Source organism: Azorhizobium doebereinerae UFLA1-100, from assembly GCF_000473085.1.
GTDB classification, from domain to species: Bacteria; Pseudomonadota; Alphaproteobacteria; order Rhizobiales; family Xanthobacteraceae; genus Azorhizobium; species Azorhizobium doebereinerae.
The window spans coordinates 17,837-41,896 of record NZ_AXBA01000020.1; the positions used below are offsets into that span (position 1 = coordinate 17,837).

The 24,060-nt window shown below is 70.3% G+C and carries 18 protein-coding genes and 1 pseudogene; 9 read left to right on the plus strand and 10 right to left on the minus strand.

Annotated elements, in window-relative coordinates; translation table 11 throughout:
• Positions 1-10: 10 nt before the first annotated feature.
• A complete protein-coding gene (gene rlmN, locus YU1_RS0114690) occupies positions 11-1,231 on the minus strand; it encodes a dual-specificity RNA methyltransferase RlmN (RefSeq protein WP_029004716.1) in 1,221 nt (406 codons plus the stop codon).
• 122 nt (positions 1,232-1,353) lie between these two features.
• Positions 1,354-1,890 carry an invasion associated locus B family protein gene (locus tag YU1_RS0114695; protein WP_035715457.1) on the minus strand — a complete coding sequence of 179 codons (537 nt, stop codon included), beginning with the start codon at positions 1,888-1,890 and terminating at the stop codon, positions 1,354-1,356.
• A 267-nt stretch (positions 1,891-2,157) separates the two neighbouring features.
• On the opposite strand from YU1_RS0114695, the gene YU1_RS0114700 reads away from it, so the two are divergent.
• Positions 2,158-3,138 carry an NADPH:quinone oxidoreductase family protein gene (locus YU1_RS0114700; RefSeq protein WP_029004718.1) on the plus strand — a complete coding sequence of 327 codons (981 nt, stop codon included), beginning with the start codon at positions 2,158-2,160 and terminating at the stop codon, positions 3,136-3,138.
• 6 nt (positions 3,139-3,144) lie between these two features.
• Here YU1_RS0114700 and YU1_RS0114705 read toward each other — a convergent pair whose 3' ends face one another.
• From YU1_RS0114705 to YU1_RS0114715, 3 genes are all read right to left on the minus strand, one after another.
• Complete coding sequence (locus YU1_RS0114705; protein ID WP_029004719.1) at positions 3,145-3,525, minus strand: YkvA family protein; 381 nt, start codon at positions 3,523-3,525, stop codon at positions 3,145-3,147.
• Positions 3,526-3,590: 65 nt separating this feature from the next.
• On the minus strand, positions 3,591-7,886 hold the full coding sequence (locus YU1_RS0114710; RefSeq protein WP_051356885.1) for a translocation/assembly module TamB domain-containing protein: 4,296 nt from the start codon (positions 7,884-7,886) through the stop codon (positions 3,591-3,593).
• Positions 7,886-9,886 carry an autotransporter assembly complex protein TamA gene (locus tag YU1_RS0114715; protein ID WP_029004721.1) on the minus strand — a complete coding sequence of 667 codons (2,001 nt, stop codon included), beginning with the start codon at positions 9,884-9,886 and terminating at the stop codon, positions 7,886-7,888. Before YU1_RS0114715 ends, YU1_RS0114710 begins: the two co-directional genes overlap by 1 nt.
• Before the next feature lie 437 nt (positions 9,887-10,323).
• Between YU1_RS0114715 and YU1_RS29595 the strand changes: the two are divergent.
• Positions 10,324-11,238, plus strand: a pseudogene (locus YU1_RS29595) (NAD(P)-dependent oxidoreductase).
• Between the two features lie 14 nt (positions 11,239-11,252).
• Here YU1_RS29595 and YU1_RS29600 read toward each other — a convergent pair.
• The 3 genes from YU1_RS29600 to YU1_RS0114735 form a co-directional block, all read right to left on the minus strand.
• Positions 11,253-11,684: a DUF2442 domain-containing protein gene (locus YU1_RS29600; protein ID WP_035715458.1), complete on the minus strand. Its 432-nt coding sequence runs from the start codon at positions 11,682-11,684 to the stop codon at positions 11,253-11,255.
• The gene (locus tag YU1_RS0114730) at positions 11,684-11,911 is read right to left on the minus strand and encodes a DUF4160 domain-containing protein (RefSeq protein WP_029004722.1); all 228 of its coding nucleotides are present in this window, start codon (positions 11,909-11,911) and stop codon (positions 11,684-11,686) included. The genes YU1_RS29600 and YU1_RS0114730 overlap by 1 nt, the downstream gene beginning before the upstream one ends.
• 96 nt (positions 11,912-12,007) lie before the next feature.
• On the minus strand, positions 12,008-13,954 hold the full coding sequence (locus tag YU1_RS0114735; RefSeq protein ID WP_029004723.1) for a sigma 54-interacting transcriptional regulator: 1,947 nt from the start codon (positions 13,952-13,954) through the stop codon (positions 12,008-12,010).
• Positions 13,955-14,135: 181 nt separating this feature from the next.
• Here YU1_RS0114735 and YU1_RS0114740 point away from each other — a divergent pair, with 181 nt between their 5' ends.
• From YU1_RS0114740 to cynS, 4 genes are read left to right on the plus strand one after another with little or no spacing between them, the layout of a single operon-like run.
• Positions 14,136-15,503, plus strand: coding sequence for a CmpA/NrtA family ABC transporter substrate-binding protein (locus YU1_RS0114740; RefSeq protein ID WP_029004724.1), 1,368 nt, complete (start codon positions 14,136-14,138; stop codon positions 15,501-15,503).
• A gap of 4 nt (positions 15,504-15,507) precedes the next feature.
• A complete protein-coding gene (ntrB, locus tag YU1_RS0114745) occupies positions 15,508-16,362 on the plus strand; it encodes a nitrate ABC transporter permease (protein WP_029004725.1) in 855 nt (284 codons plus the stop codon).
• A gap of 4 nt (positions 16,363-16,366) precedes the next feature.
• Positions 16,367-17,251 carry an ABC transporter ATP-binding protein gene (locus YU1_RS0114750; protein WP_029004726.1) on the plus strand — a complete coding sequence of 295 codons (885 nt, stop codon included), beginning with the start codon at positions 16,367-16,369 and terminating at the stop codon, positions 17,249-17,251.
• Between the two features lie 32 nt (positions 17,252-17,283).
• On the plus strand, positions 17,284-17,766 hold the full coding sequence (gene cynS, locus YU1_RS29605) for a cyanase (RefSeq protein WP_051356886.1): 483 nt from the start codon (positions 17,284-17,286) through the stop codon (positions 17,764-17,766).
• A gap of 73 nt (positions 17,767-17,839) precedes the next feature.
• On the opposite strand, the gene YU1_RS0114760 is transcribed toward cynS, so the two are convergent.
• Positions 17,840-18,643: an IclR family transcriptional regulator gene (locus YU1_RS0114760; RefSeq protein ID WP_029004727.1), complete on the minus strand. Its 804-nt coding sequence runs from the start codon at positions 18,641-18,643 to the stop codon at positions 17,840-17,842.
• A gap of 99 nt (positions 18,644-18,742) precedes the next feature.
• Between YU1_RS0114760 and YU1_RS0114765 the strand changes: the two genes are divergently transcribed.
• From YU1_RS0114765 to attM, 3 genes are all read left to right on the plus strand, one after another.
• Positions 18,743-20,197, plus strand: coding sequence for an NAD-dependent succinate-semialdehyde dehydrogenase (locus YU1_RS0114765; protein WP_029004728.1), 1,455 nt, complete (start codon positions 18,743-18,745; stop codon positions 20,195-20,197).
• 210 nt (positions 20,198-20,407) lie between these two features.
• A complete protein-coding gene (locus YU1_RS0114770) occupies positions 20,408-21,574 on the plus strand; it encodes an iron-containing alcohol dehydrogenase (protein WP_029004729.1) in 1,167 nt (388 codons plus the stop codon).
• A gap of 24 nt (positions 21,575-21,598) precedes the next feature.
• Entirely contained in the window at positions 21,599-22,390 is a 792-nt protein-coding gene (gene attM, locus YU1_RS0114775; protein ID WP_029004730.1) for an AttM family quorum-quenching N-acyl homoserine lactonase, read from the plus strand.
• 72 nt (positions 22,391-22,462) lie between these two features.
• On the opposite strand, the gene ggt is transcribed toward attM, so the two are convergent.
• The gene (ggt, locus tag YU1_RS0114780; protein WP_029004731.1) at positions 22,463-24,049 is read right to left on the minus strand and encodes a gamma-glutamyltransferase; all 1,587 of its coding nucleotides are present in this window, start codon (positions 24,047-24,049) and stop codon (positions 22,463-22,465) included.
• Positions 24,050-24,060 lie beyond the last annotated feature (11 nt).

Consider the following 24,060-nt stretch of genomic DNA (forward strand, 5'->3'; position numbering starts at 1 on the left):
GCGCCCGCGCTCATTCCGCCGCCGCCGCCATGGCGCGCAGGGCGAGGCGCTCGCGGGCGGAAAGCTTCTCGGTCTCGCTCTTGAGCTGGCCGCAGGCGGCGAGGATGTCGCGCCCGCGCGGCGTGCGCACCGGGCTGGCATAGCCGGCCTGGAACACGATGTCCGAGAACTTCTCGATCGTCTCCCAGTCCGAGCACTCATACTTGGTGCCCGGCCAGGGGTTGAAGGGGATCAGGTTGATCTTGGCCGGCACGCCCTTCAGCAGCCGCACCAGCGCCTTGGCGTCCGCCGGGCTGTCGTTGACCCCCTTCAGCATCACATATTCGAAGGTGATGCGCTTGGCGTTGGAGGCGGCGGGATAGGTGCGGCAGGCCTCCAGCAGCTCGGCCAGCGGATACTTCTTGTTGATCGGCACCAGCACGTCGCGCAATTCGTCGCGCACCGCGTGCAGCGAGATGGCCAGCATGGGGCCGACCTCGCGGCCCAGCCGCTCGATCTCCGGCACCACGCCGGAGGTGGAGACGGTGATGCGCCGCTTGCCGAGGCCGAGGCCGTCGCCGTCGGACAGGATCTCGATCGCCTCGGCCACGGACTCATAGGCATAGAGCGGCTCGCCCATGCCCATGAAGACGATGTTGGTGACGAGGCGCTCGCCTTCCGTGGGCAGGCCGGGGCCGACCGCGCGCTCGCGGCCGGGATAGTCGCCCAGCCGGTCGCGGGCGACCAGCACCTGGGCCACGATCTCGGCGGCGGTGAGGTTGCGCACCAGGCGCTGGGTGCCGGTGTGGCAGAAGGAGCAGTTCAGCGTGCAGCCGACCTGGCTGGAGACGCAGAGCGTGCCGCGGTCCCGCTCGGGGATATAGACCGCCTCCACCTCGTGCGGCCGTTCGCCGGGCGTCTCCGCCGGCAGGCGCAGCAGCCACTTGCGGGTGCCGTCCTGCGACACCTGCTCGACCACGATCTCGGGGCGGGCGAGGCTGTAATGCTCCGCCAGCGTCGCGCGCAAGTGCTTGGAGACGTTGGTCATCTCCGCAAAATCGGTGGCGCCCCGCAGGTAGATCCAGTGCCACAGCTGGTTGACGCGCATCTTCACTTCGCGTTCGCCGACGCCGATGGCGGCCAGGGCGAGCGCGAGCTTCTCCCGGTCGAGACCGGCGAGCGAGGGCAAGGGCGAAGGCGCCGCCAAGGGGGCGGCCGCAGCGTCGGAAGCGGGCATCATGGGCGCATACATAGTGAATTCCGGGCCGTCCGGCTACGGCGATGCCGCATGGCGGGCCTGCCGTGCCGCCACCACGGCGGCCGGACGCGACGGGCCGGCCCCCCGCCGGAGCGGGTCGCCGGCCGCGGCGCGGCCTATTTGCACTCCTGCGCCACGCGGTCGAGCGCCTGGGCGATGCCGTTGAGCGAGTATTTGTCCGTGGTGGCGTTGCCGCGCACCGAGGCGGACACCACGGTCACGTCGCGGCCCTTGCGCAGCGCGTCCACCAGGCGGCCCTCGTCGGCCACGTTGCGCACCCAGGCGCCCTCGGCCTTGGTGTAGAGCTCGAACGCGGTGCTGCCGATGGTCAGCTTGGCCTCGTTCCCCTCCTTGAGGGGGAAGCCCATGGTGAGGCTGACCTCGTTCTTCACATTCTCCGCCGGGCGGGTGCTGATGAAGAAATAGGCCGGGTCCCGCTTCAGGCCGCCGGGCAGGCGGTCCTTAGGCTGGGAAATGGCGTAGCAGACCTTGGGGGCGCTGGTGCTGACATAGACGCTCCAGTCGCCGAACTGGGCGACGGGCTTGGAGCCTGCCTGCCCCTGGGCCGATGCGGAGCCGGCGGCGCAGGCCATCACTGCGGCGGCCATCAGGGTGAGGCGCGCCCGGTTGAAGCTTGCACGATGGTGAGCCATGGCGTCTCCTGAACGAGGTATGCGGTCCGCGGGCATGACGCAAACGGGGTTCGTTGCGGGGTCGAGCGCCTCCCTAACGGGGGAGGCGGTCCAAAAAATGGCACACACAACGTTTCCCTTTTGATTAATGTGACGCCGAACACGGTGCAAATCGGCAATCTTACGGGGTTTTGATGTGGGCAAGCCCGGCCGGGCGCCCCGTCAGCGTCCGGTTTGCGCCCGGTGCGAATCAGGCGGGCGGTCCGCCCAGTGGGAGATGCGGCCACCATGAAGGCTGTGCTGTGCGTGCGTCACGGTCCCCCCGAAGCCCTTGAACTCGCCGACCTGCCGGATCCGGTTCCCGGCCCCGGCGAGGTGGTGGTGGAGGTCTCCGCCATCGGGCTTAATTTCTTCGATACGCTGATCATCCGCGACCTCTACCAGCAGAAGCCCGAGCTGCCTTTCTCTCCCGGCGGGGAGTTCTCCGGCCGCGTGGTGGCGCTGGGCGAGGGCGTGACCTTCCCGAAGCCGGGCGCGCGGGTCTGCGGCTATCTGAGCTACGGCGCCGCTCGCGAGCGCGTGGTGGCGCGGGCCGACCGGCTTGCCGTGGTGCCCGACGATCTGGATCTGGTGCGCGCCGCCGGCCTGATCGTGACCTATGGCACCAGCCTCTATGCCCTGCGCGATCGCGGCGACCTGAAGCCGGGCGAGACGCTCGCCGTGCTCGGTGCGGCGGGGGGCGTGGGCCTCGCGGCGGTGGAGCTGGGCAAGATCCTCGGCGCCCGCGTCATCGCCTGCGCCTCCTCGGCCGACAAGATCGCCTTCGCCCGCGCGCACGGCGCCGACGTCGGGCTCGACTATACGCAGGAGGACCTCAAGGCCCGGCTGAAGGAGCTGGGCGGGGCGGACGGCATCGACGTGGTGTTCGATCCGGTGGGCGGGGAGCAGTCCGAGCAGGCGCTGCGCGCGCTCGGCTGGTGCGGCCGGCTGCTGGTCATCGGCTTTGCCGCCGGCGAGATCCCCAAGCTGCCGCTGAACCTGCTGCTGCTGAAGAATTGCGATGCGCGCGGCGTGGCGTTCGGCACCCAGGCCCGGCGTGACGGCGCCTGGCTCACCGCCGCTATCGCCGAGCTGATGGATTATGCCCGCGCGGGCCGCATCTCGGCTCACGTGGACGCCACCTTCCCGCTGGCCCGCTGCGCGGAGGCGCTGGCCGAGATCGCCGGACGGCGGGTGAAGGGCAAGGTGGTGCTCACGACGGGGCTCTGAGCCGGCTCAGCCTTCGCGCGCCCGGCGCAGGGCGTCTTCCGCCGCCTCGCGGTGGCGCGGTTTGATGTGGCCGGAGAGCAGTTGCAGCGCGCCGAACAGCATGGCCGCGTCGTCGCCGAGGCCGATCAGCGGCACCAGGTCGGGGATGGCGTCGATGGGCAGCACGAAATAGGCCAGCGCGCCGAGCAGCGTGGCGCGCACGCGCAGCGGCGTCTCGCGGTCGAAGGCGGCGTAATAGGCCGCTACCGCATCGGCGGCGAACGGCACCCGCGCCGCCCCGCCCTTCAGCTTGCGCCAGAAGCCCTTGCGGACGCGGGCCTCGTCCTCCGTGGCGCGGCCGCGCTCGGTTTCCGGCAGGTCGCTCCAGTCGGTGGAGTCACCGGACATGTCGCTCGTGTTCATGGCATCGAGATGGGGGCGGGTGCCGGCCGGTTCAAGACGCGTCGGCCGGCTCAATAATCCCACTGCGCGCCGATGCCCACTTCGCCGGAGCCGTCCGCGCCCGCGCCGCCTTGGATGCGGATGTTCTTGGTCACGTCCACGTCGATGGTGGCGCGGCTGGAGCCGGTGGTGGTGCCCTGGCGGACGCCCAGATACACCCGGTCGTTGATGCGCCGGCCGAAGCCCACCTCGCCGCCATTGCCCTCGGAATTGGCGCCCACGTCCAGGCTGTCGAGGCCGAACTGGCGCCGCAACTGGTCGAGACCGGCCCCGCCGCCGGAGAATTGGGCGATGGTCTGGGCCAGCTGGAGCGCCTGCCCGGTGGAGAGCTGGCCGGTGGCCTTGCCGAACAGCAGGCGGGCGATCACCTCGTCCTGCGGCAAGGCCGGGGAGGAGGAGAAGGTGATGTCCGGATGGGAGGCCGGGCCGGTCACCTGCACGCTGGCGGTGACGTCCGAGGCGGTGCTCTCGGCGGCGAAGTCCAGTTCCGGGTCGGTGGAGCCGCGGAAGGTCACCACGCCCCGGCTGAAGTCCAGCCGCCGGCCGAGGATGTCGAAGCGGCCCCGGCGCAATTGGAAGCCGCCGGTGGCGATGGGCTCGGCGCTGGTGCCGCGCAGGTTCAGCTCGCCGCCCAGCTCCGCGTCGATGCCCATGCCGCGCACGAACACCCGGTTGGCGGCGGCGATGGTGAGGTCGAGGCTGGCCACCATCGGCCCCTGGGCGCGCGCCGGCTGGGCGCCGCGGCCCGCCCTCCCGCCGTTGGCCTGGCTGGCGCGCGGCTTGGAGGGGCCGGCGCCGGGCGGCACGTTCACGTGCCGCACGTCGATTTGCGCGCCGGAGGAGGTGAGGCGGTCGGGCACGTTGATGTCGAGATTGCGCACGTCGATGCGCCCGCCCACCGTGGGGCGGGTGGCGAGCGCGCCGCCCAGCGTCACCCGGCCGTCCGCCACCAGGCGCATGAGGTCGTTGGTGACCAGCCCGGCATTCTGCAGCGTCACCTCCGCCTGGCCGGGGAAGCCGGCGGCGGGGTCGAGGTCCACCCGGCCGCGCCCGGTGAGGCTGCCGCCGTTGGGCGTGCGGGCGCTGAAGCTGGAGAGGGTCACCGAGCGGTCGGTGCCGGTCAGGGTGGCGTCGATATTGCTCAGCGTCACGCCGTTCAGCGCGTCGTCATAGCGCCCGCCGGAGATGCGCACGGTGCCGCCGGCGCTGGGGCTGGCGGTGGTGCCGCGCAATGTGGCGTCGATGGCGGCGGTGCCGGTGGCGCGCGCGCCGGAGGCGGCCAGCATGGCATTGGCGATGGCCAGGCTCACCTGCCCGCGCACCGCCAGATCCAGCGCCCCCGCGCCAAGCGGGGCCGAGCCGTTGAGGGTGACGCCCGAGAGCGAGGGACCGGCGAGGGTGGAGCGGATGGTGACCCGCCCGTCCGCGAAGGCGCCTTCGGCGCGGAAGTCCAGCGGCCCGACGCCGGCCCGCTGCAATTCCGGCTGGGAGATGCGGGTGAGCGCGACCGTGTAGCGGCCGGTGGGTGCCGCCACCGGGCCGGAGAGCTGCGCCTGCCCGGTGAAGCTGCCGGTGAGGCCCTGGGTCGGCGCCGCCAGCCCGGCGAGCGCCAGCGGCAGGTTGCGCACGTCCACCGAGAGGTCCAGCCGGTCGCCGGCGCGGCCCTGGATCACCGCCGTGCCCCCGCCGCTCGCCAAGGCGAGGCGGTCCACGGCCAGCGTGCCGTCGGCATAGGAGAGGGTGGCCGGCGCGCTCAGCGTCGCCACCGTGCCGCCGTTGGCGAGGCGCAGTGCATCGAGCCGCAGGGCGGCGCGGCCAGGCTCGGTGGCGAGGCGCCCGCCGGCGGTGACGGCGGTGCCCTGCACCAGGGCGTCCAGCTTCAGGTTGGTGGCGTTCGCCCCGCCCGGGGCGGCGTCGAGCGTGGCCCGCTCCACCCGCAGGCCGTTGCTGTCGAGGCCGGCCAGCGCCGCCCGGCCGGTCAAGGCGGGCGCGCGGGCGGGATCGGTGGCGGTGAGGTCGAAGTCGCCGCGCTCCAGGCTCACGCCCGGCGCGGTCAGGCGGCTGGCATTGGCCTTCAGGGCGATGCGCTGGCGTCCGGCGTCGGCATCGAAGGTCACAGCGGCGGTGACGGCCCCGCCCATCTCCGCCAGCGCCAGAGCGGAGAGATCGGAGACGTCGGGGGCGGCCAGTTGCAGGCGCCCGGCCAGCAGGCCGGAGGGGGCGAGCGTCACGTCGCCGGTAGCGCGGGCGGCGCCGAGCGAGAGGTCGAGGCCGCGCAGGCTGCGCGCGCCGTCCGCCATGCTGGCGAAGCCCGCCATGCCGCGCAGCGGCTTGCCGCCGATGCTGCCGGCGGCGGTGAGCGCGCCGCCGGGCAGGCGGGTGAGGTCGGTGGCGGCGAGGTCCACCGTCAGGTCGCGCACCTCGCGCCCCATGGCGGTGCCGCGCGGCAGCGCAAGGCGGGCCTTCACCGCCAAGGCGTCCAGCGTGCCGGAGAAGGCGGCGGTGCCGTCGAGCCGGCCCGACAGGCGCGTGTCCAGCCGGGCGAGGTCGGCCAGCGCGAGACGGGCGGACAGGTCCGCCACGGCGTGGTCGATGCGGCCGTTGACCGACAGGTCGAGCCCGCCCGCCGCCAGCTTGAGGTCGCGCACGGCAATGGCGCCGTCCGCGCCATAGGAGGCGCCGCCGTCGAACCGCGCCGTACGGCCGACGAGGCCGTTGAGGACCGGGTCGGAGGCGTCGAAATCCTTGGCTTCGCCGGAGATCTGCGCCGCGAACCCGCCGCCGGCCGGGGTGCTGACCTGCCCGTCGAGCCGCACGGTGCCGGCGAGGGGCCGGCCGGCGAGCGGCGAGAGCGCGGCAAGGTCCAGCCGTTCGACGGCGAGCGTGCCGGTCACGTCGGCGGTGCTGGCGCGGCCGGTGAAGCTGAGATTGAGCGGCGACAGGGCGACCTGGGCCCGGGTCAGGGCCGGTGCCCCGCCCTTCGGTAAGGTGCCGATGGCGCTGAACGTGCCCCAATCCCCCAGCGCCGCCGCGACGCGGCGGTCCTGCGCGCCGAGGCGGTCCAGCGTGCCGTCCAATTCGAAGGTCAGGTTGCCGGCGGCATCCGGCAACAGGGTCGCCTGGGTGGTGGCGGCGCCGACGCTGTAGCCGGCCGCCGACAGGTCCGTGCCGGTGAGGGTCGCCACCACGCGCGGCGTGGCCAGGCTGCCGTCCAGCGTGCCGGCCATCTCCACGGCCTTGAAGCCGACGCCGGGAAGCAAGGCGGCGGCGCGTGGGGCGTCGGTGAGGCCGGCGTTGAACGTCAGGACGACATGGCCGTTGCGGGCATCGATCAACCCGTTCGAGCGCAGGGTTCCGGCGGCGGCCTGGAGCGACAGGCGGCCGAGATTGACCTGGAGGTCGGCGCCGACCCGCGCCTCGCCGGACAGGCTGGTCCTGCCCTCCAGCAAGGGCGCGTAGGGGGCCGGCACGGCCTTCGAGACGTCGCCGTCCAGGGCGAAGGTCAGCCGGTAGCTTGAGCCCTCCGCCATGATCCATGCATTGGCCTGCACGTTCAGCACGCTGCCGGCGGACAGCTTGAGGCTGCCCTGCCATCCATCCAGCGGGCCGATGCCGCGCAGTTCCGCATCGACCGCCGGCAGGCCTTCCAGCCGGGCCAGCCGGGCGAAGAGCCCGCCGGCGGGCTCGTGCGCCTCCATGTCCACGTCCAGGCTCCGGCTGTCCGGCACGTAGCGCACATTGCCGCTGAGGCTACCGGGCGTGTCCGTGCGGGTCAGCCGGAAGGCGAGGGAGATGCCCTGGGCGGGCTCCATCAGGGTGGCGGAAGCCTCCGCCGACAATTGCGCCGCCTGTCCGAGCACGGGCTCGGCGAGGCGGATGTCGGCCATCTGGAGCTTGTCGAGCACCAGCCGGATGGCGGGAACGCCTCCGCTGCGCCCGCCGGTGGCGGGCGGCAGTTCGGGCCGGCGCAGCACCTCGACCACGCCGGCGTCCAGCTGCCGGATGCGGGCGATGCCGGACAGCAGCGAAGAGGGCGACCAGGCGAGGCGCAGATTCTCCACCCGCGCGAACGTGCCCTGCGGATCGGCCAGCGTGATCTCGCCCGCCGTCATGTCCCACGGCACCGCCCCGCCGAGGTCGGAGATGGTCACCTGAAGCCCGTTGCCGGAGGCGAGCGAACCGCCGAGCCGGGCGAGCAGCGCCTTGCCGGGCGGCGTCTGCGCGAAGCCGAACACCAGCAGCGTCACCAGCAGCAGGCCGAGCACGGTGCGGAACAGGGTGCGGACGAAGAGATCGAGCGCGCGCATCAGAAGGCCTGGCCGAGGCTGAGATAGACGCCGTATTTCGAGCCGCCCGCGACCGGATTCAGCGGAATGGCGAAGTCCAGGCGGACCGGACCGACAGCGGTATAGTATCGCAATCCCAGGCCCACGGAATAATACATCGCGCTGAAGTCCGGAACCTCGTCGGCGAATGCCGCGCCCATGTCGAAGAACGGCACGATGCCGATGGTGTCGGTGATCCTGACACGCAATTCGGCCGAGGCGGTGAAATAGCTCAGGCCGCCGATGATGATGCCATAGGCGTTGTGCGGGCTGGCGGACTGGTAGTCGAAGCCGCGCAGCGTGCCGCCGCCGCCCACGTAGAAGCGGCGCTGGGCCGGCACGTCCAGCAGTTCCGGCCCGATGATGGAGCCGGCGCCCACCCGCCCGGCCAGGATCCAGCGCTTGTCCTCGTCGAAAGCGTGGTAGGCGGACAGCTGCGCCTTGACCATCACCGGCCCGGCGCCGCTGTCGCCGAAGGCCACGAAGGGCTCCACCGTGGCGCTGAACTTGTAGCCCTTGGAGGCGTCGAGCACGTTGTCGGTGGTGTCGCCGGTGACGCTGACCGGAATGCCGGCGATGAACGGATCGGTGGTGCCGTAGGTATCCTGCACCGTGGACTGTTCGAGATCGACGCCGACCTGGGCGTTCCAGTCGTCGTCGAAGCGGTGGCGGATGCTGCCGAGGAAGGTGGCGCCCTCGCGCACATAGGCGTTGGTCACCTCACGCAGGGCGGCGGCTTCAGCCACCAGATCCTCATTGGCGGTGAAGATGCCCGGCTTGGTGAAGCTGGCCGAGACGCGATAGCCGAACGGGTCGGCGGTCGGCACCGCGTCGGAGCCTTCCGCATACCAGGTCAGCTGGGATTCCAGGCGCAGCGTCTCGCCATTGCCGAACAGGTTGCGGTGGCCCCAATAGGCGGTGGCGGAGGAGCCGTCGGTATTGGAATATTTGGCGCCGAAGCCCACGTAGCGCGGTTCGCGCTCGCTGACCTCCACCACGATGGGCAACTGGCCCTGCGCGTTCAGCCGATCGGCCTCGCGGAACCGCACCGAGCCGATGATCTCGAACGCGGTGAGGCGCTTGCGCAGATCCTCCAGGCGCTGCGGCGAATAGGGCTCGCCGGGGCGGATGTCGATGCGCGCGGTGACGAAGCCGGGGTCCAGCGTCTTGGTGCCGGACACGGTGAACGGGCCGAACGTCGCCACCGGGCCGGGCGTCGCGTGGAAGGTGACGTCCAGCGTGTGCGTGGCATGGTCGGCGACCACGTCCTTGCCGTCCACCCGCGCGAACGGGTGGGCCTGGTCGCGCAGGGCGGTGACGATGATGCGTTCGGCGGCGGTGACGGCGGTGGCCCGCGCCGGCTGGCCGGGCACGAGGCGCATCTCGCGCGGGCTCGGCGCCCCGGCGAGCGGGCGGCCGGAGGGATCCTCGACGCGGATAGTGCCGAAACTGAACAGCGGGCCGGGGTCCACCTTGACCACCACCGGAACGCTGCCGGCGCGGCGCGCGGCCTCCACCGCATCGAACGCCGCCGGCGCATCCGCCGGCACGCCGGCGACCGTGATGGTGATGCGGCCGCCGTAATAGCCCTCCGTATAGAGGGCGGCGATGATGCGCTCCCGGTCGGCCAGCGCCCGGCGCACCAGCCCGGCGGCGCCGGAGGGGGCGGTGTGCTTCAGGCGGTCGAGGTTGGAGGCGTCGGTGACGGCGGTGCGCGCGGCGCTGTCGCCGCTGACATCGATGGTGACGCTGTAGGGCACCGCGTCGGTGACCGGGGTATTGTCCTTGGCGCGGCTGGGATCGAACCAGGCCATGGCCTTGTCGAAGAAGCTCGGCTCCTGGGCCGCGGGCTGCGCCGGGGTGGTTGTCTGCGTGGCGGTGCTCTGCGTGCCGGATGCGGCTTGCGGAGCGGCCGTCTGCTGGGCGTGGGCGGGCGCCCCGCCGGCGCAGCCGAGGGCGGAGAAGGCCAGGGCGGCGAGCACAAGGGGGCCGGGCGACCGTGCGCCGAGCCCGAGCAGACCGCGCGGCCGTTTCTGAACCTGCGACCGCCGCCGCTTCACGCTGTGCCGCAAACCAACCCCATCACTCGTGAGCCGCCCCAGTATGGAGCGAAACGCCTGTAAACATAACCCCTAAGCCCGCCCGGCGGGCCGCCGGCCTGCCGCGCCGCCGCGCGCAAGCCGCCGCGCCTTGAGCCATAAGGCCATGGCGCGCGTTTTGATCCCGTAAACGAGCGCGCCGGCGAATCAAGGTTAAGGCCCTGCGTTTTCCGGTCCCCGGGCCTGCGTTTCACGCATCCGACGGTGAACAGGCCGCCGGCTCCATGCTAGACAGCCTCCGGCCCGAGTCCTGTCCGGCTCGCGCTCCCGCCTTTGCCGCCGCGCGGCTTGCCTCGCCGCCGATCTTCCAGGAGTTGTCCATGCGTGCCGTCTTCGTGGATGCCAACCCGACCCTCGCCAGCGTGGCCGAGAAGCTGCATCGCGCCGATGACATCGCGCTCGCCATCCACCGCAATCCTGACGTGACGCCGGCCGAGCTTCCCGGCGTGCTGGGCGATGCGCAGATCGCCATCGTCGACCATACCGCTTTGCCCACGGACATCGCCCGCGCCTGCGCCGGGCTGAAGCATGTGGTGTTCCTGGGCACCGGCGCGCGCAGCTACATGAACCCGGAGGAACTGGCCGAACTCGGCATCGAGGTGCATATCATCAAGGGCTATGGCGACACCGCCGTGGCCGAATGCGCCTTCGCCCTGATGTGGGCGGGGGCCAAGGGCTTCGCCTACATGGATCGCGGCGTGCGCGCCGGCAAATGACTGCGCACCGACGGCGTGGAACTGACTGGCAAGACGCTGGGCCTCATCGGCTATGGCGGCATCGGCGCGGAAATGGCCCGCCTGGCCCGAGGCGCGGGCATGAAGGTTTTGACCTGGAACCGCACGGCCCGGCAGGCGGAGGGCATCGATTTCGTGCCGCTGGAGACGCTGCTGGCACAGAGCCACGTGGTCTCGCTGCATCTCCTGCTCAATGACGAGACGCGCGGCTTCCTCTCGCGCGAGCGCATCGCAGCGCTCCGGCCCGGCGTCATCCTCGTGAACACCGCGCGCGGCGCGCTGATCGACGAGGATGCGCTGGTCGAGGCGCTCAAGTCCGGCCATGTGCGCCATGCCGGGCTCGACGTCTTCGTCACCGAGCCGCTGCCGGCCGGCCACCCCTTCACCACGTTGGACAACGTGACGCTCTCCGCCCATTCCGCCTTCCGCACGCCGGAAGCCAGCGACAACCTGATCGAGGCGGCGCTGACCCACTGCCGGCGGATTTCCGGGCAGGGGTGATAGGGGGGAAGGGTTCAGGCGGCCTTCTGCGCATCGAAGCCCGCGCAGGCGAGACGGACGGTCTTCGGCAGGAGGTGGGTTCCGGCCTCGTAATAGCGCCACATGCGGGGGCTGACGCCGAGCGCCCCGGCGGCTTCGGCCTGGGTCAGGCCATGAGCGTCGCGCCATGCGCGCAGCCATGTGCTGCCCTGTGCGAGGGCGAGCCGCCAAAGGGTGTCAGAGGAGATTTCCATGTCCTCCGACCAGTGGGCGCACCAGCCCCATTCGCCGACGGCGACTTGCCGGAAGGCGGCGTCATTCCGGCGCAGCGGCGCGAAGATGGCGAAGCGGGCGAGATGGGACGCGACGTCCACGGGACTTTCCGCACCGCCTTTCCATGTGACCACGAGGGTGCGGCCGGCATCGGCGCGGACGGCGCGGATGCCGGGAGCCGCCGGACCGGACATCAGCGCCTCCGGTTGAGGCGTGTCCACTCGGTTCGCAGCAGTTCGACGTTCTGAGCGGCCCATTCCATCGCCTCCTTCGCGCGCCGGACGTCGCCCGCGCGCACCGTCATCGTCTCGATCTCCACGATGGCGCGAAAGCCGCGTCCCTCGATGTGAAAGTGCGGCGGGATGTGGTCGTCCGCATAAATCGCGACCTTGCACGTCGAAAACCGCTGAATGGTGGGCATCCGCGCATCCATCTGGCGAAAAGAATAGGCAATGATTGCCTATCCCGCAAGGCTCAGGCCTCATGCTAGCTGCTGCGGCCGGGCGGTAAAGATGGTTCAGGCGTGAGAACCGGTGGCCGGGCCCCGCGCGCCGGGGCGCGGGGCGGCGATGCCGAGCGACTTGAGGCGGGAGGCCAGCGTGGTGGGCTTCAGCCCCAGCCGCTCGGCGGCGCCGCCGGGGCCGGAGACCTTGCCGCCCGCTGCCTCCAGCGCCGCGAGGATGCTGGCGCGCAGGCGGGCGCGGCGCTCGGTCTCGGTCTCAAGGCCCGCCGCCGGCGCGGCCGGACGGGCCGCGGGGGCCTCGCTCCCCGGCTGCTGGCCCTGCGGCAGGTCGATGTGCAGGCGGCCGTTGCGGGCGAGGATGATGCCGCGCTCGATGACGTTCTGGAGTTCGCGCACGTTGCCGGGCCAGGGATAGGCGGTCAGGCGCCGCACGTCGCCCTCGCTGAGCTGGAGCTGCGCGCCCGCCGGCTTGCGCCGCGCGCCGTCAAGGAAATGCGCGGCGAGCAGCGGGATGTCTTCCCGCCGGTCGCGCAGCGGCACGGATTCGATCGGCATCACGTCGAGCCGGTAGAACAGGTCCTCGCGGAAGCGGCCGGCGCGCACGGCGGCCTTCAGGTCGCGATTGGTGGCGGCGATGATGCGCACGTCCACCTGCCGCGTGCGCTCCTCGCCGATGCGCTCGAACTGGCCCTCCTGCAAGACGCGCAGCAGCTTCGACTGGAGTTCCAAGGGGATCTCGCCCACCTCGTCGAGGAACAGCGTGCCCCGGTCCGCCAGCTCGAACCGGCCGATGCGGTCGCGCAGGGCGCCGGTGAAGGCGCCGCGCACATGGCCGAAGAACTCGCTCTCGAACAATTCGCGCGGGATGGCGGCGCAATTGACGCGGATGAGCGGGCGCTCACGCCGCTCGCTGGCGTCATGGATGGCGCGGGCGATCAGCTCCTTGCCGGTGCCGCTCTCGCCGGTGATGAGCACGGTGGCGTCGGTGGGGGCGACCAGTTCCACCTGCCGCAGCACCTTCTTGATGGCGTCCGAGCGGCCGATAATGCCGCGATGGCTGCTCTCGGCGCGGATCTCCTCCTGGAGATAGGCATTCTCCATCTCCAGCCGCTCGCGCAGCCGGTCCACCTCGGCGAGCGCGGCGTGGAGCTGCTCGTTGGCCTCGCGCTTCTGCGTCACGTCGCGGAACACCACCACCGCGCCGATCAGCCGGCCGCGGTCGCGCAGCGGGGTGGATGTGTATTCCACCCACACCGGCTTGCCGGAGCGGTGCCAGAAGACCTCGTTCTCCACATGGTGCACGGCGCCGTCGCGGAAGGCGGCGTAGATCGGGCAGGTATTGTTGGGGTAGAGCGCGCCGTCGGGATGGTGGTGGTGGACCATGGCGTGCATGTCGCGGCCGATCATCTCCTCGGCGGTCCAGCCGAGGATCTGCTCGGCGGCGGGATTGACGAAGGTGGTCTTGCCCTCCGCATTCACGCCGTAGATGCCTTCGCCCACGGCGCGCAGGATCAGCCGGTTCTCGCGCTCGATATCCTCGAAGAAGCGGTCGGCCCGCTGCCATTCGGCGAGGCCCTCGCGCATGAAGCGCTCGGCGTCCGCGTCGAGGTCGCGGCGGTGGCGGGCGTCGAGGTCGCTGAGGGTGATGAGGAGCACGCGGCCCTGAGGCGTCGGCGCCGGGGTGCCGGCATATTCCAGCGCCAGGGCCCGTCCGTCCGCATGGCGCGCGGCAAGCGCGCGGCTCCAGTAGCTTCCCCTCTCCAGCACCGCCTGGCTGAACACGATGACCTCGCCATCCTGCCCCGGATGCAGGTCGAACACCGTCATGCCCTGGAGGGCGAGGCGCCAGTGGCCGAGCAGCCGGCAGGCGGCCGCATTGGCATCGAGGATGCGCGCGCTTTCCAGGTCGACGGCCAGCGCCGCCTCCGCCCCGTGGGTGAAGGCGGGGCCGAACGGCTCGGCCGGCTGGGCATCCCGGGCGGCGGGAAGGGAAAGGGGCATGGTTACGACATTTCGCAAGTTGATCGCGAAAGATCGTAACTCACGAAAATCCGTAAATCCAGCAGGCCGACACACAGCCTTGCCGGCCAAGGAGAAGCCGCCGCGCCGGAGGCTGGCACATGGCTTGCTTAACGTCAGGGAGCACCCCGAAGGATCATCCTTCCATCGAGCGAGGCGGTTCATGGCGAGCAAAGACACCTTCCGGCGATTCTCCCGGCTGTTCTCCGGCTGCGCCTGCGGCCGTCACCGCTCCCACGCCGAGCACGACATGGCCGCCGCCCGGCCGGCGCAGGACGATGCGGCCCGCTATGCCGGCGCGGTCGAGACCGCCGTGGTGCAGGCCCTGTTTCCGCAGGCCGCCCATCGCCGCGCCTTCCTGAAGGCCATCGGCGGCACCGGCATCGCCGCCGCGCTCGCCCCCTTCCTGCCCCTGGGCGCGGTGACGGACGCCTTCGCGCAGGGCACCGGCGCCATCGAGAAGAAGGACCTGAAGATCGGCTTCATCCCGATCACCTGCGCCACGCCGATCATCATGGCCCATCCGCTCGGCTTCTATTCCAAGCACGGGCTCAATGTGGAGGTGGTGAAGACGGCGGGCTGGGCGGTGGTCCGCGACAAGACCATCAACAAGGAATACGACGCCGCGCACATGCTCTCGCCCATGCCCATCGCCATCTCCATGGGGCTGGGCTCCAACCCCATTCCCTTCTCCGTCCCGGCGATCGAGAACATCAACGGCCAGGCGATCACGCTGGCCATGAAGCACAAGGACAAGCGGAACCCGAAGGACTGGAAGGGCTTCAAGCTCGCCATTCCGTTCGACTATTCCATGCACAACTACCTGCTGCGCTACTATCTGGCGGAGCATGGCGTCGATCCCGACGCCGACGTCCAGCTGCGCTCCGTGCCGCCGCCGGAGATGGTCGCCAACCTGCGCGCCGACAATATCGACGGCTTCCTCGCCCCGGACAACATCTGCCAGCGCGCGGTCTATGACGGCGTCGGCTTCATCCATATCCTGTCCAAGGAGATCTGGGACGGCCACCCCTGCTGCTCCTTCACCGCCAGCCAGGAATTCGTCACCGCCAACCCCAACACCTATGCCGCGCTGCTGCGCGCCATCATCGACGCCAGCGCCTATGCCCAGAAGCCGGAGAACCGCAAGGGCATCGCCGAGGCGATCGCCCCGGCCAACTATCTCAACGCCCCGCCCGTCGTGCTTGAGCAGGTGCTCACCGGAACCTATGCGGATGGGCTCGGCAACATCAAGAAGGACCCGGACCGGGTGAGCTTCGAGCCGTTCCCCTACGAGAGCTTCGCGGTGTGGATCCTCACCCAGATGAAGCGCTGGGGGCAGGTGAAGGGCGAAGTGGACTATCAGGGCATCGCCAAGAAGGTGTTTCTCGCCACCGAGGCGCAGAAGGTGATGAAGGAGATGGGCCTTAACCCACCGGCCGCCACCAGCAAGAGCTTCTCGGTGATGGGCAAGCCGTTCGACCCGGCCAAGCCGGAAGAGTATGTGGCGAGCTTCGCCATCAAGCGGGCCTGAGGCGATGGTGCTGCCCCTGCGCCTGCGCGCGGCGCTGCTGTCGGTGCTGATCCTGGTGGTGTTCCTGCTGGCCTGGCAGGGCGCCACCGCGGGCTTCGGCGGCGGCGGTGGCGGTCCCGCCACCGGCATGGACCCGGAATATGCCAAGCTGATGGGCCTCACCGCCACCACCGGAAAGTCGGCCATGCCGAGCCCGGTGGAGGTCGGCCGGCAGCTCTGGGCGGTCCTGTCCGATCCGTTCTACGACAAGGGGCCGAACGACAAGGGCCTGGGCATCCAGCTGGCCTTCTCCCTGGCGCGCGTGCTCATCGGCTACGGCATCGCGGTGGCGGTGGCGATCCCGCTCGGCTTCGTCATCGGCATGTCGCCCCTGATGAGCCGCGCGCTCGATCCCTTCATCCAGGTGCTGAAGCCGATCTCGCCGCTCGCCTGGATGCCGCTGGCGCTCTACACCATCAAGGATTCCGGCATCTCGGCAGTGTTCGTCATCTTCATCTGCTCGGTCTGGCCGATGCTGCTCAACACCGCCTTCGGCGTCGCCAGCGTGCGCAAGGAATGGCTGAACGTCGCCCGCACGCTGGAGGTGGGGCCGCTGAAGCGCGCCTTCACCATCATCCTGCCGGCGGCGGCCCCTACCATCCTCACCGGCATGCGCATCTCCATCGGCATCGCCTGGCTGGTGATCGTGGCGGCGGAGATGCTGGTGGGCGGCACCGGCATCGGCTATTTCGTCTGGAACGAGTGGAATAATCTGTCGATCACCAACGTCATCATCGCCATCCTGGTGATCGGCGTGATGGGGATGATGCTCGACCAGATCCTCGCCACGGTCGCCCGTCTCGTGACCTTTCCGGAGTGAGGCGATGACGCAATCCTATCTCTCCATCGAAGGCATCGCCCGCCGCTTCCAGGCGCCGGGCGGCAAGGGCTCCACGGTGTTCGAGGACCTGTGGTTCTCCATGAACAAGGGCGATTTCGCCGCCATCATCGGCCATTCCGGCTGCGGCAAGACCACGGTGCTGAACATCCTCGCCGGGCTCGACGCGCCGGACGAGGGCGCGGTGGTGATGGACGGCAAGGCCATCGAGGGCCCGTCGCTGGACCGCGCGGTGATCTTCCAGAGCCACGCTTTGCTGCCCTGGAAGAGCGTGCTGGGCAATGTGGCCTATGCGGTGGCCTCGCGCCACCGCGACTGGTCGCGCGACCGGGTGCGGGCCCATGCCGAGCGCTTCATCGAGGTGGTGGGGCTGAAGGGCGCCGAGCACAAGAAGCCGGCGGAGCTGTCCGGCGGCATGAAGCAGCGCGTCGGCATCGCCCGCGCCTTGTCCATCGAGCCGAAGATGCTGCTGATGGACGAGCCCTTCTCCGCGCTCGACGCGCTCACCCGCGGCACCTTGCAGGACGAGGTGCGGCGCATCTGCCTGGAGACCGGGCAGACGGTGTTCATGATCACCCACGACGTGGACGAGGCGATCTATCTGGCCGACCGCATCGTGCTGATGACCAACGGCCCTCAGGCCTGCGTGGCCGAGATCGTGGACAACCCGCTACCGCGCGACCGGCGCCGGCTCGACCTGCACAAGCAGCCGGACTTCTACGCCGTGCGCAACCACCTGATCGACTTCCTGGTGGAGCGCTCGCGCACCTTCAAGGATGGGCTTCCGCCCGACTACGACCGCCGCCGCCCCCCGGTGGTGCGCCCCGCCCATCTGCCGCCCACGCCGCCGGACGGCGTGCGGGCGGCGTGACCTGAACCGGACAGACCACAGGAGAGACGCACATGAAACGCGAAGAACTCACCGAGAAGATCCTCGACATCAAGCGCGAGAAGGGCTGGACCTGGAAGCACATCACCAACGAGATCGGCGGCATGTCGCCGGTGCTCGTGGTCGGCGCGCTGCTCGGCCAGATGAAGCTGGTGAAGCCGCTGGCCAAGGCGGCGGCGGAGCTGTTCGGCCTCAGCGAGGTGGAGGAGCGCATGCTCAACGAGGTGCCCTATCGCGGCGCGCCCATGCCGCCCACCGATCCGCTGATCTACCGCTTCTACGAGATGGTGATGGTGAACGGCCCGGCCTGGAAGGCGCTGATCGAGGAGGAGTTCGGCGACGGCATCATGTCGGCCATCGACTTCGACATCGACATCGGCCGGCTGGAGAATCCGAAGGGCGACCGGGTGAAGATCACCATGTCCGGCAAGTTCCTGCCCTATAAATATTACGGTGCCGAGCAGGGCACCCCCGAATACGGCTTCAAGGAAGCCTGATCCATTCCCCGCGCCGCGCCCGCGGGGGAACCGAACCGAGGGTGTGGAAGCACGGGCTTCCGCACCCTTTTTGCTAATCGGCGGCGGGCGGCCCGTCCTGGGCGCCTAGGCGGGCCGACAAGGCGGCGGCGACGCGGTGCAGCCCGTCGCCCAGCTCCGCCATGCGTGCCGCTGTCGCCTCGTGCTCCAGCAGGCTGATGGCGATGCCGGCCACCGCCTGGCCGGAATAGTCCCGCACCGCCGTGCCGATGCACACCATGCCCTCGCGGATCTGCCCGTCGTCGATGGAGAAGCCGCGCTTGCGGGTGGCCGCCAGTTCCGCCTGGAGCGCGGGCAGGGACTTGGTGCTGTGCGCGGTGAGCGGCTTCGGCCAGTCGGCGGCGAGCAGCGCCTTCACCTTCTCGGGTTCAAGCGTGCTCAGGATGGCCTTGCCGGTGGCGGTGAAGGGGGCGGGCAGGCGCATGCCGATGCGGAAGGTGAAGCCGAGCGGGGCGGAACTGTTGCGGCAGGCGAGATAGACCACCTCCGCGCCTTCCAGCACCGTGAGGGTGATGGTGTAGCCCTCCAGATGCGAGGTCTGCGCGAAGACGTTCTGGAACTCCCCCACCAGATCGAACTGCCCGAGGAAGCTGCTGGCCCAGCTCATGAGGTGCGGCCCAAGGCGGAAGGTGCCCTCCGGGGAGCGCGCCAGGAGGTCCAGTTCCACCAGGGTGGCGATCAGCCCGTGCGCCGTGCTCTTGGGCAGGTCGATGGCGCGCGCGATGTCCGCCGCCGTGGGCGGCGTGCCGAGCCCGCCGACGAAATCGAGCACGCGCACCGCCCGCCGCAGCGCCGGCACGCTCTCGCCCAAAGATTTTGAAACATCCGCAGCCACCATGGACGAGAGTCTTGACGAAGCCGCGACTTGAGGCAATAGTTCAATACAACGAATAGAGTTCAGCTAATTGAACTACGGAAAGCCTCAAGGAGAGTGCTCTTGCTGCATCTGAGCCACCCCGCTTTGCTCCGCGACGCCTGCCTCGTGAACGGCACCTGGCGCACCGCGGCCGATTCGGCCCGCATCGCCGTCCACAACCCGGCCGACGGCGCCATCGTCGGCCACGTGCCGCAGCTCTCGGCGGCGGAGACGCAGGCGGCGGTGGACGCGGCGGCGGCCGCCTTCGGCCCCTGGGCGAAGAAGCCGGCCCGCGAGCGCACCGCCATCCTGCGGCGCTGGTTCGACCTCATCGTGCAGCATGCCGACGATCTGGCGGCGCTGATGACCGCCGAGCAGGGCAAGCCCCTGGCCGAGGCCAAGGGCGAGGTGATGTATGCCGCCTCCTTCGTGGAATGGTTCGCCGAGGAGGCCAAGCGGGTCTATGGCGACGTCATTCCCGCGCCGACCGGCGACAAGCGCCTCATCGTTATCAAGCAGCCGGTGGGCGTCACCGCGGCCATCACGCCGTGGAACTTCCCGGCGGCGATGATCACCCGCAAGGCGGCCCCCGCGCTGGCGGCCGGCTGCGTGATGATCGTCAAGCCCGCCGAGCAGACCCCGCTCACCGCCTTGGCCCTGGGCGTCCTCGCCGAGGAGGCCGGCATTCCGGCCGGCGTGCTTCAGGTCATCACCGGCGAGGCGCGGGAGGTCGGCGGCGTGCTGACCTCCAGCGATACGGTGCGCAAGCTCTCCTTCACCGGCTCCACCGAGGTCGGCCGCATCCTGATGGCGCAGTGCGCCCCCACCATCAAGCGCCTGTCGCTGGAGCTGGGCGGCAACGCCCCCTTCATCGTGTTCGACGATGCGGATCTGGACGCCGCGGTGGAAGGCGCCATCGCCTCGAAATACCGCAACGCCGGCCAGACCTGCGTGTGCGCCAACCGCTTCTATGTGCAGGCCGGCGTCTATGACGCCTTCGCCGCCAAGCTGACCGAGCGGGTGAAGCAGCTGCCCGTGGGCGTGGGCACCGAGCCCGGCGTGCTGATCGGCCCGCTGATCGACGAGGATGCCGTCGCCAAGGTGAAGAGCCATGTGGCGGACGCCCTCTCCAAGGGCGCCAGCCTGGCGCTGGGCGGCAAGCCGCATGCGCGTGGCGCGCTGTTCTTCGAGCCGACGGTGCTCACCGGCGTGACCTCCGCCATGAAGGTGGCGCGCGAGGAAACCTTCGGCCCGGTGGCGCCGCTGTTCCGCTTCGAGACCGAGGCGGAGGCGGTGGCCATGGCCAACGACACCGAGTTCGGCCTCGCCGCCTATTTCTTCACCGAGAACGCCCGTCGCGCCTGGCGCGTGGCGGAGGCGCTGGAATACGGGATGGTGGGCCACAACACCGGCCTCATCTCCAACGAGGTGGCGCCGTTCGGCGGCGTCAAGCAGTCCGGCATCGGCCGCGAGGGTTCGAAGTACGGCATCGAGGAATATCTCGAAATCAAGTATCTGTGCTCGGCGGTGGGCTGAGCACCAGGTCATCAGGCTTCATCGGCGGCCCCCGGCGCGGGGTCGCCTGACGCTTCCGCCCGTGCGAGCCGGCGCCGCGCGCCGCGCCCGCACGCGCTCCCCCCTTCGACACCCCCTTCAGCCCATCCGCCGCGCCTTTGGCGCGCGGCGCGCCGTGCCCTGCCGGCCGGCGCGCGCATTCCCCTGCCACACCCTCGGGAGGACCCAACCGTGAGCAACGGCCTCAATCCCTTTGAATTCCGCACCGTCCCCGCCATCCAGCTGGAATGGTCCGGCGCCAGGCGCCTGGGCGAGATCGTCGCCGCGCGCTTTCCCGCCCGCAAGGCGCTGCTCGTCACCGACGGCGGGCTGGTGAAGGCGGGCGTCATCGCCCCCATTGCCGCCAGCCTGGAGGCGGCGGGCTTTGCCGTCACCCTGTTCGACGAGGTGGTGGCCGATCCGCCGGAGCATGTGCTGCTGGCCTGCGTCGCCAAGGCCAAGGCGGCGGGCGTCGACATCGTCATCGGCCTCGGCGGCGGCTCCTCGCTGGACGTGGCGAAGCTGGCGGCGGTGCTGCTGGTCTCCGAGCAGCCGCTCGCCGAACTGTACGGCATCGGCAAGGTGCAGGGCTCGCGCCTGCCGCTGGTCCAGGTGCCGACCACCTCCGGCACCGGCTCGGAGGTGACCAACATCACCATCCTGACCACCGGCGAGACCACCAAGATGGGCGTCGTCTCGCCCCAGCTCTATGCCGACTTCGTGCTGCTGGACGGTGAGCTGACCGTGGGCCTGCCGGCGGTGCACACCGCCGCCACCGGCATCGACGCCATGGTCCATGCCATCGAGGCCTATACCAGCGCCCACAAGAAGAACCCGGTGTCCGACGCGCTGGCCCGCGAGGCGCTGCGCCTGCTCTCGGCCAACCTGATCGCCGCCTGCAAGGACGGCACCGACCGCAAGGCGCGCGAATCCATGCTGCTGGGCGCCATGCTGGCGGGGCAGGCGTTCGCCAACTCGCCGGTGGCGGCGGTGCATGCGCTGGCCTATCCGCTGGGCGGCCACTACCACGTGCCGCACGGCCTCTCCAACGCGCTGATGCTCGGCCCGGTGCTGCGCTTCAACGCCAAGGCCGCCGCCCCGCTCTATGCGGAACTGGCTGACGTGGTGGCCGGGCCCGGCCCCGGCGGCGTGGAGGCGCGCGCCGACGTGTTCGTCGCCACCCTGCAGAAGCTGATGGACGAGAGCGGCGCCCCCCGTCGCCTGCGCGACGTGGGCGTGACCGACAACAGCCTCGCCATGCTGGCCTCCGACGCCATGAAGCAGACCCGCCTCCTGGTGAACAACCCGGTGGAGGTCACCGAGGCGGACGCGCTGGCGCTCTATCGCGAAGCCTTCTGATCACAAGAATATTTGGAGGATGTCATGACGGATATTCGGCTCTATATGCTTCAGTCGGGCTCGCTGAAGTGCAAGGTCCACAACATCAAGATGAACCAGGGCAATGGCGCGGACTATGAGATCCCCGTGCCCTTCTTCCTCATCACCCACCCCAAGGGTCACACCATCATCGACGGCGGCAACGCGGTCGAGGTGGCGACCGATGCGCGCGGCTACTGGGGCGGCATCTGCGACGTCTACCAGCCGGTGATGCGCGAGGACGAGGGCTGCGTGGCGCAGGTCAAGGCGCTCGGCATCGACCCGGCGGACGTGAAGTATGTGGTGCAGTCGCACCTGCATCTCGACCACACCGGCGCCATCGGCCGCTTCCCGAACGCCACCCACGTGGTGCAGCGCCGGGAATACGAATATGCCTTCACCCCGGACTGGTTCGCCGGCGGCGGCTACATCCGCAAGGATTTCGACCGGCCGGGCCTGCGCTGGCAGTTCCTCAACGGCGAGCTGGACGACCATTACGATCTCTATGGCGACGGCACGCTGACCACGGTGTTCTCGCCGGGCCACGCGCCGGGCCACCAGTCCTTCCTGGTGCGCCTGCCCAAGTCCGGCCCGCTGCTGCTGACCATCGACGCGGCCTATACGCTCGACCATTGGAACGAGCAGGCGCTGCCCGGCTTCCTCGCCTCCACCGTGGACACGGTGCGCTCGGTGCAGAAGCTGCGCACTTTGGCCGAGCGCAGCGGCGCGCAGGTGGTGACCGGGCATGACCCGGACGCCTGGCCCGCGTTCAAGAAGGCGCCCGGCTACTACGACTGATCGGCTCCGCGCCCGGGGGGGGGACGGAAAGGGCCGGCGGCGTTCGCGCCGCCGGCCTTTTTGCGCGTGGCCTCAGTAGCCCAGCGCCATGCCGTCCTTGCGCGGTTCGGAGCCGGCGGCGAGCACGCCGCGGGCGTGGTCGATCCAGATCATCTGCGCGCCGCCCAGCGGGTCCGCCGCCCACTTGGCCGCATGGCCGCGCGCCCGCATGGCGTCCAGCATCGCCGGGGGATATTCCGGCTCCAGCTCCAGCGCGCCGTTATAGGCGAAGCTGCGCGGCGCCTCCATCGCCTGCTGCACGTCCATGCCGCGGTCGATGATGTTGGTCAGCAGCTCCACATGGCCCATGGTCTGGTACTGCCCGCCCATCACGCCGAACGGCGCCACCGTCCTGCCGTCCTTCATCAGCATGCCGGGGATGATGGTGTGCAGCGGCCGCTTGGACGGGCCGATGGCGTTGGGGTGGCCCTTGATCAGGCGGAACTGCGCGCCGCGATTGTGCAGCAGATAGCCGCTCCTGGGCGGGGTGATGCAGCTGCCGAACTGGTGGAAGATGGAGTTGATGAAAGAGATGGCGTTGCCGTCCTTGTCCACCACGCACAGATAGATGGTGTCGGTGTGCGCCACCTTCGGCCATACCGAGGGCGTGCCGGCCTTGGCCATGTCCACGTTGGCGCGGGCCTGGGCGGCCCATTCCGGCGACAGCAGCTCGGCCACCGGCACCGAGGCGTGCATGGGGTCCGCGAACAGGTGGTCGCGGTGGTGGTAGACCTGCTTGTTGATCTCGGCGAACAGATGGACGCGGTCCGCCTCGTCCAGCGCGCCGGGGGAGAGGTCGTAGCCCTCCAGCGCGTTCAGCATCATCAGCACGCCGAGGCCCTGGCCGTTGGGCGGGCATTCATAGACGTCATAGCCGCGATACTTGGTGGTGACGGGCGTCACGTATTCGGCCTCGGCGCTGGCGAAGTCCTCCAGCGTGTGCAGGCCGCCCAATTCGCGCAGGCGGTCCACCGCGTCCTGCGCCATCTCGCCGGTGTAGAAGGCATCGCGCCCGCCCGCCGCGATCTTGCGCAGGGTGGCGGCGAGCTTGGGCTGGCGGTGCAGGTCGCCTTGCTGCGGCGCCGCGCCGCCGGGCAGGAAGATCTCCACGCTCACCGGGTCGCGTTGCAGGCGGTGGGCATATTGCGCCCAGTCGCGGGCGACGCGCGGCTGCACCCGGTAGCCCTCTTCCGCCAGGCGGATGGCGGGCTGGAGCACGTCGCCCAGCGAGCGGGTGCCATGGTCCTTGAGCAGCAGGCTCCAGGCGGCGATGGCGCCGGGGATGGTCACCGCATGGGGCGAATCGAGCGGGATCTCGCTCATGCCCTGGGCGATGTACCAGTCCACGTCCGCCGCCGCCGGCGCCTTGCCAGAGCCGTTGAGCGCGATGGGAGCGGCGGCGCCCTTCGGCGTATAGAGCGCGAAGCAGTCGCCGCCGATGCCGGTCATGTGCGGGTCGGCCACCGCCTGAACGGCGACGGCGGTGATGGCGGCGTCCACCGCATTGCCGCCCGCGCGCAGCATGTCGAGCGCGGCGAGGCTGGCGAGGGGATGGGAGGTGGCCACCGCCGCCGTGCCGGCATAGACGGTGGAACGGCCGGTCTTGAAGAAATTACGCACCGAATTGTCCT

What these genes read in the sequence shown, in the direction of transcription:
- rlmN (WP_029004716.1), bottom strand. Translation starts at nt 1,231, where the DNA reads ATGTATGCGCCCATGATGCCCGCTTCCGACGCTGCGGCCGCCCCCTTG.
- YU1_RS0114695 (WP_035715457.1), bottom strand. Translation starts at nt 1,890, where the DNA reads ATGGCTCACCATCGTGCAAGCTTCAACCGGGCGCGCCTCACCCTGATG.
- YU1_RS0114700 (WP_029004718.1), top strand. Translation starts at nt 2,158, where the DNA reads ATGAAGGCTGTGCTGTGCGTGCGTCACGGTCCCCCCGAAGCCCTTGAA.
- YU1_RS0114705 (WP_029004719.1), bottom strand. Translation starts at nt 3,525, where the DNA reads ATGTCCGGTGACTCCACCGACTGGAGCGACCTGCCGGAAACCGAGCGC.
- YU1_RS0114710 (WP_051356885.1), bottom strand. Translation starts at nt 7,886, where the DNA reads ATGCGCGCGCTCGATCTCTTCGTCCGCACCCTGTTCCGCACCGTGCTC.
- YU1_RS29600 (WP_035715458.1), bottom strand. Translation starts at nt 11,684, where the DNA reads ATGTCCGGTCCGGCGGCTCCCGGCATCCGCGCCGTCCGCGCCGATGCC.
- YU1_RS0114730 (WP_029004722.1), bottom strand. Translation starts at nt 11,911, where the DNA reads ATGCCCACCATTCAGCGGTTTTCGACGTGCAAGGTCGCGATTTATGCG.
- YU1_RS0114735 (WP_029004723.1), bottom strand. Translation starts at nt 13,954, where the DNA reads ATGCCCCTTTCCCTTCCCGCCGCCCGGGATGCCCAGCCGGCCGAGCCG.
- YU1_RS0114740 (WP_029004724.1), top strand. Translation starts at nt 14,136, where the DNA reads ATGGCGAGCAAAGACACCTTCCGGCGATTCTCCCGGCTGTTCTCCGGC.
- ntrB (WP_029004725.1), top strand. Translation starts at nt 15,508, where the DNA reads ATGGTGCTGCCCCTGCGCCTGCGCGCGGCGCTGCTGTCGGTGCTGATC.
- YU1_RS0114750 (WP_029004726.1), top strand. Translation starts at nt 16,367, where the DNA reads ATGACGCAATCCTATCTCTCCATCGAAGGCATCGCCCGCCGCTTCCAG.
- cynS (WP_051356886.1), top strand. Translation starts at nt 17,284, where the DNA reads ATGAAACGCGAAGAACTCACCGAGAAGATCCTCGACATCAAGCGCGAG.
- YU1_RS0114760 (WP_029004727.1), bottom strand. Translation starts at nt 18,643, where the DNA reads ATGGTGGCTGCGGATGTTTCAAAATCTTTGGGCGAGAGCGTGCCGGCG.
- attM (WP_029004730.1), top strand. Translation starts at nt 21,599, where the DNA reads ATGACGGATATTCGGCTCTATATGCTTCAGTCGGGCTCGCTGAAGTGC.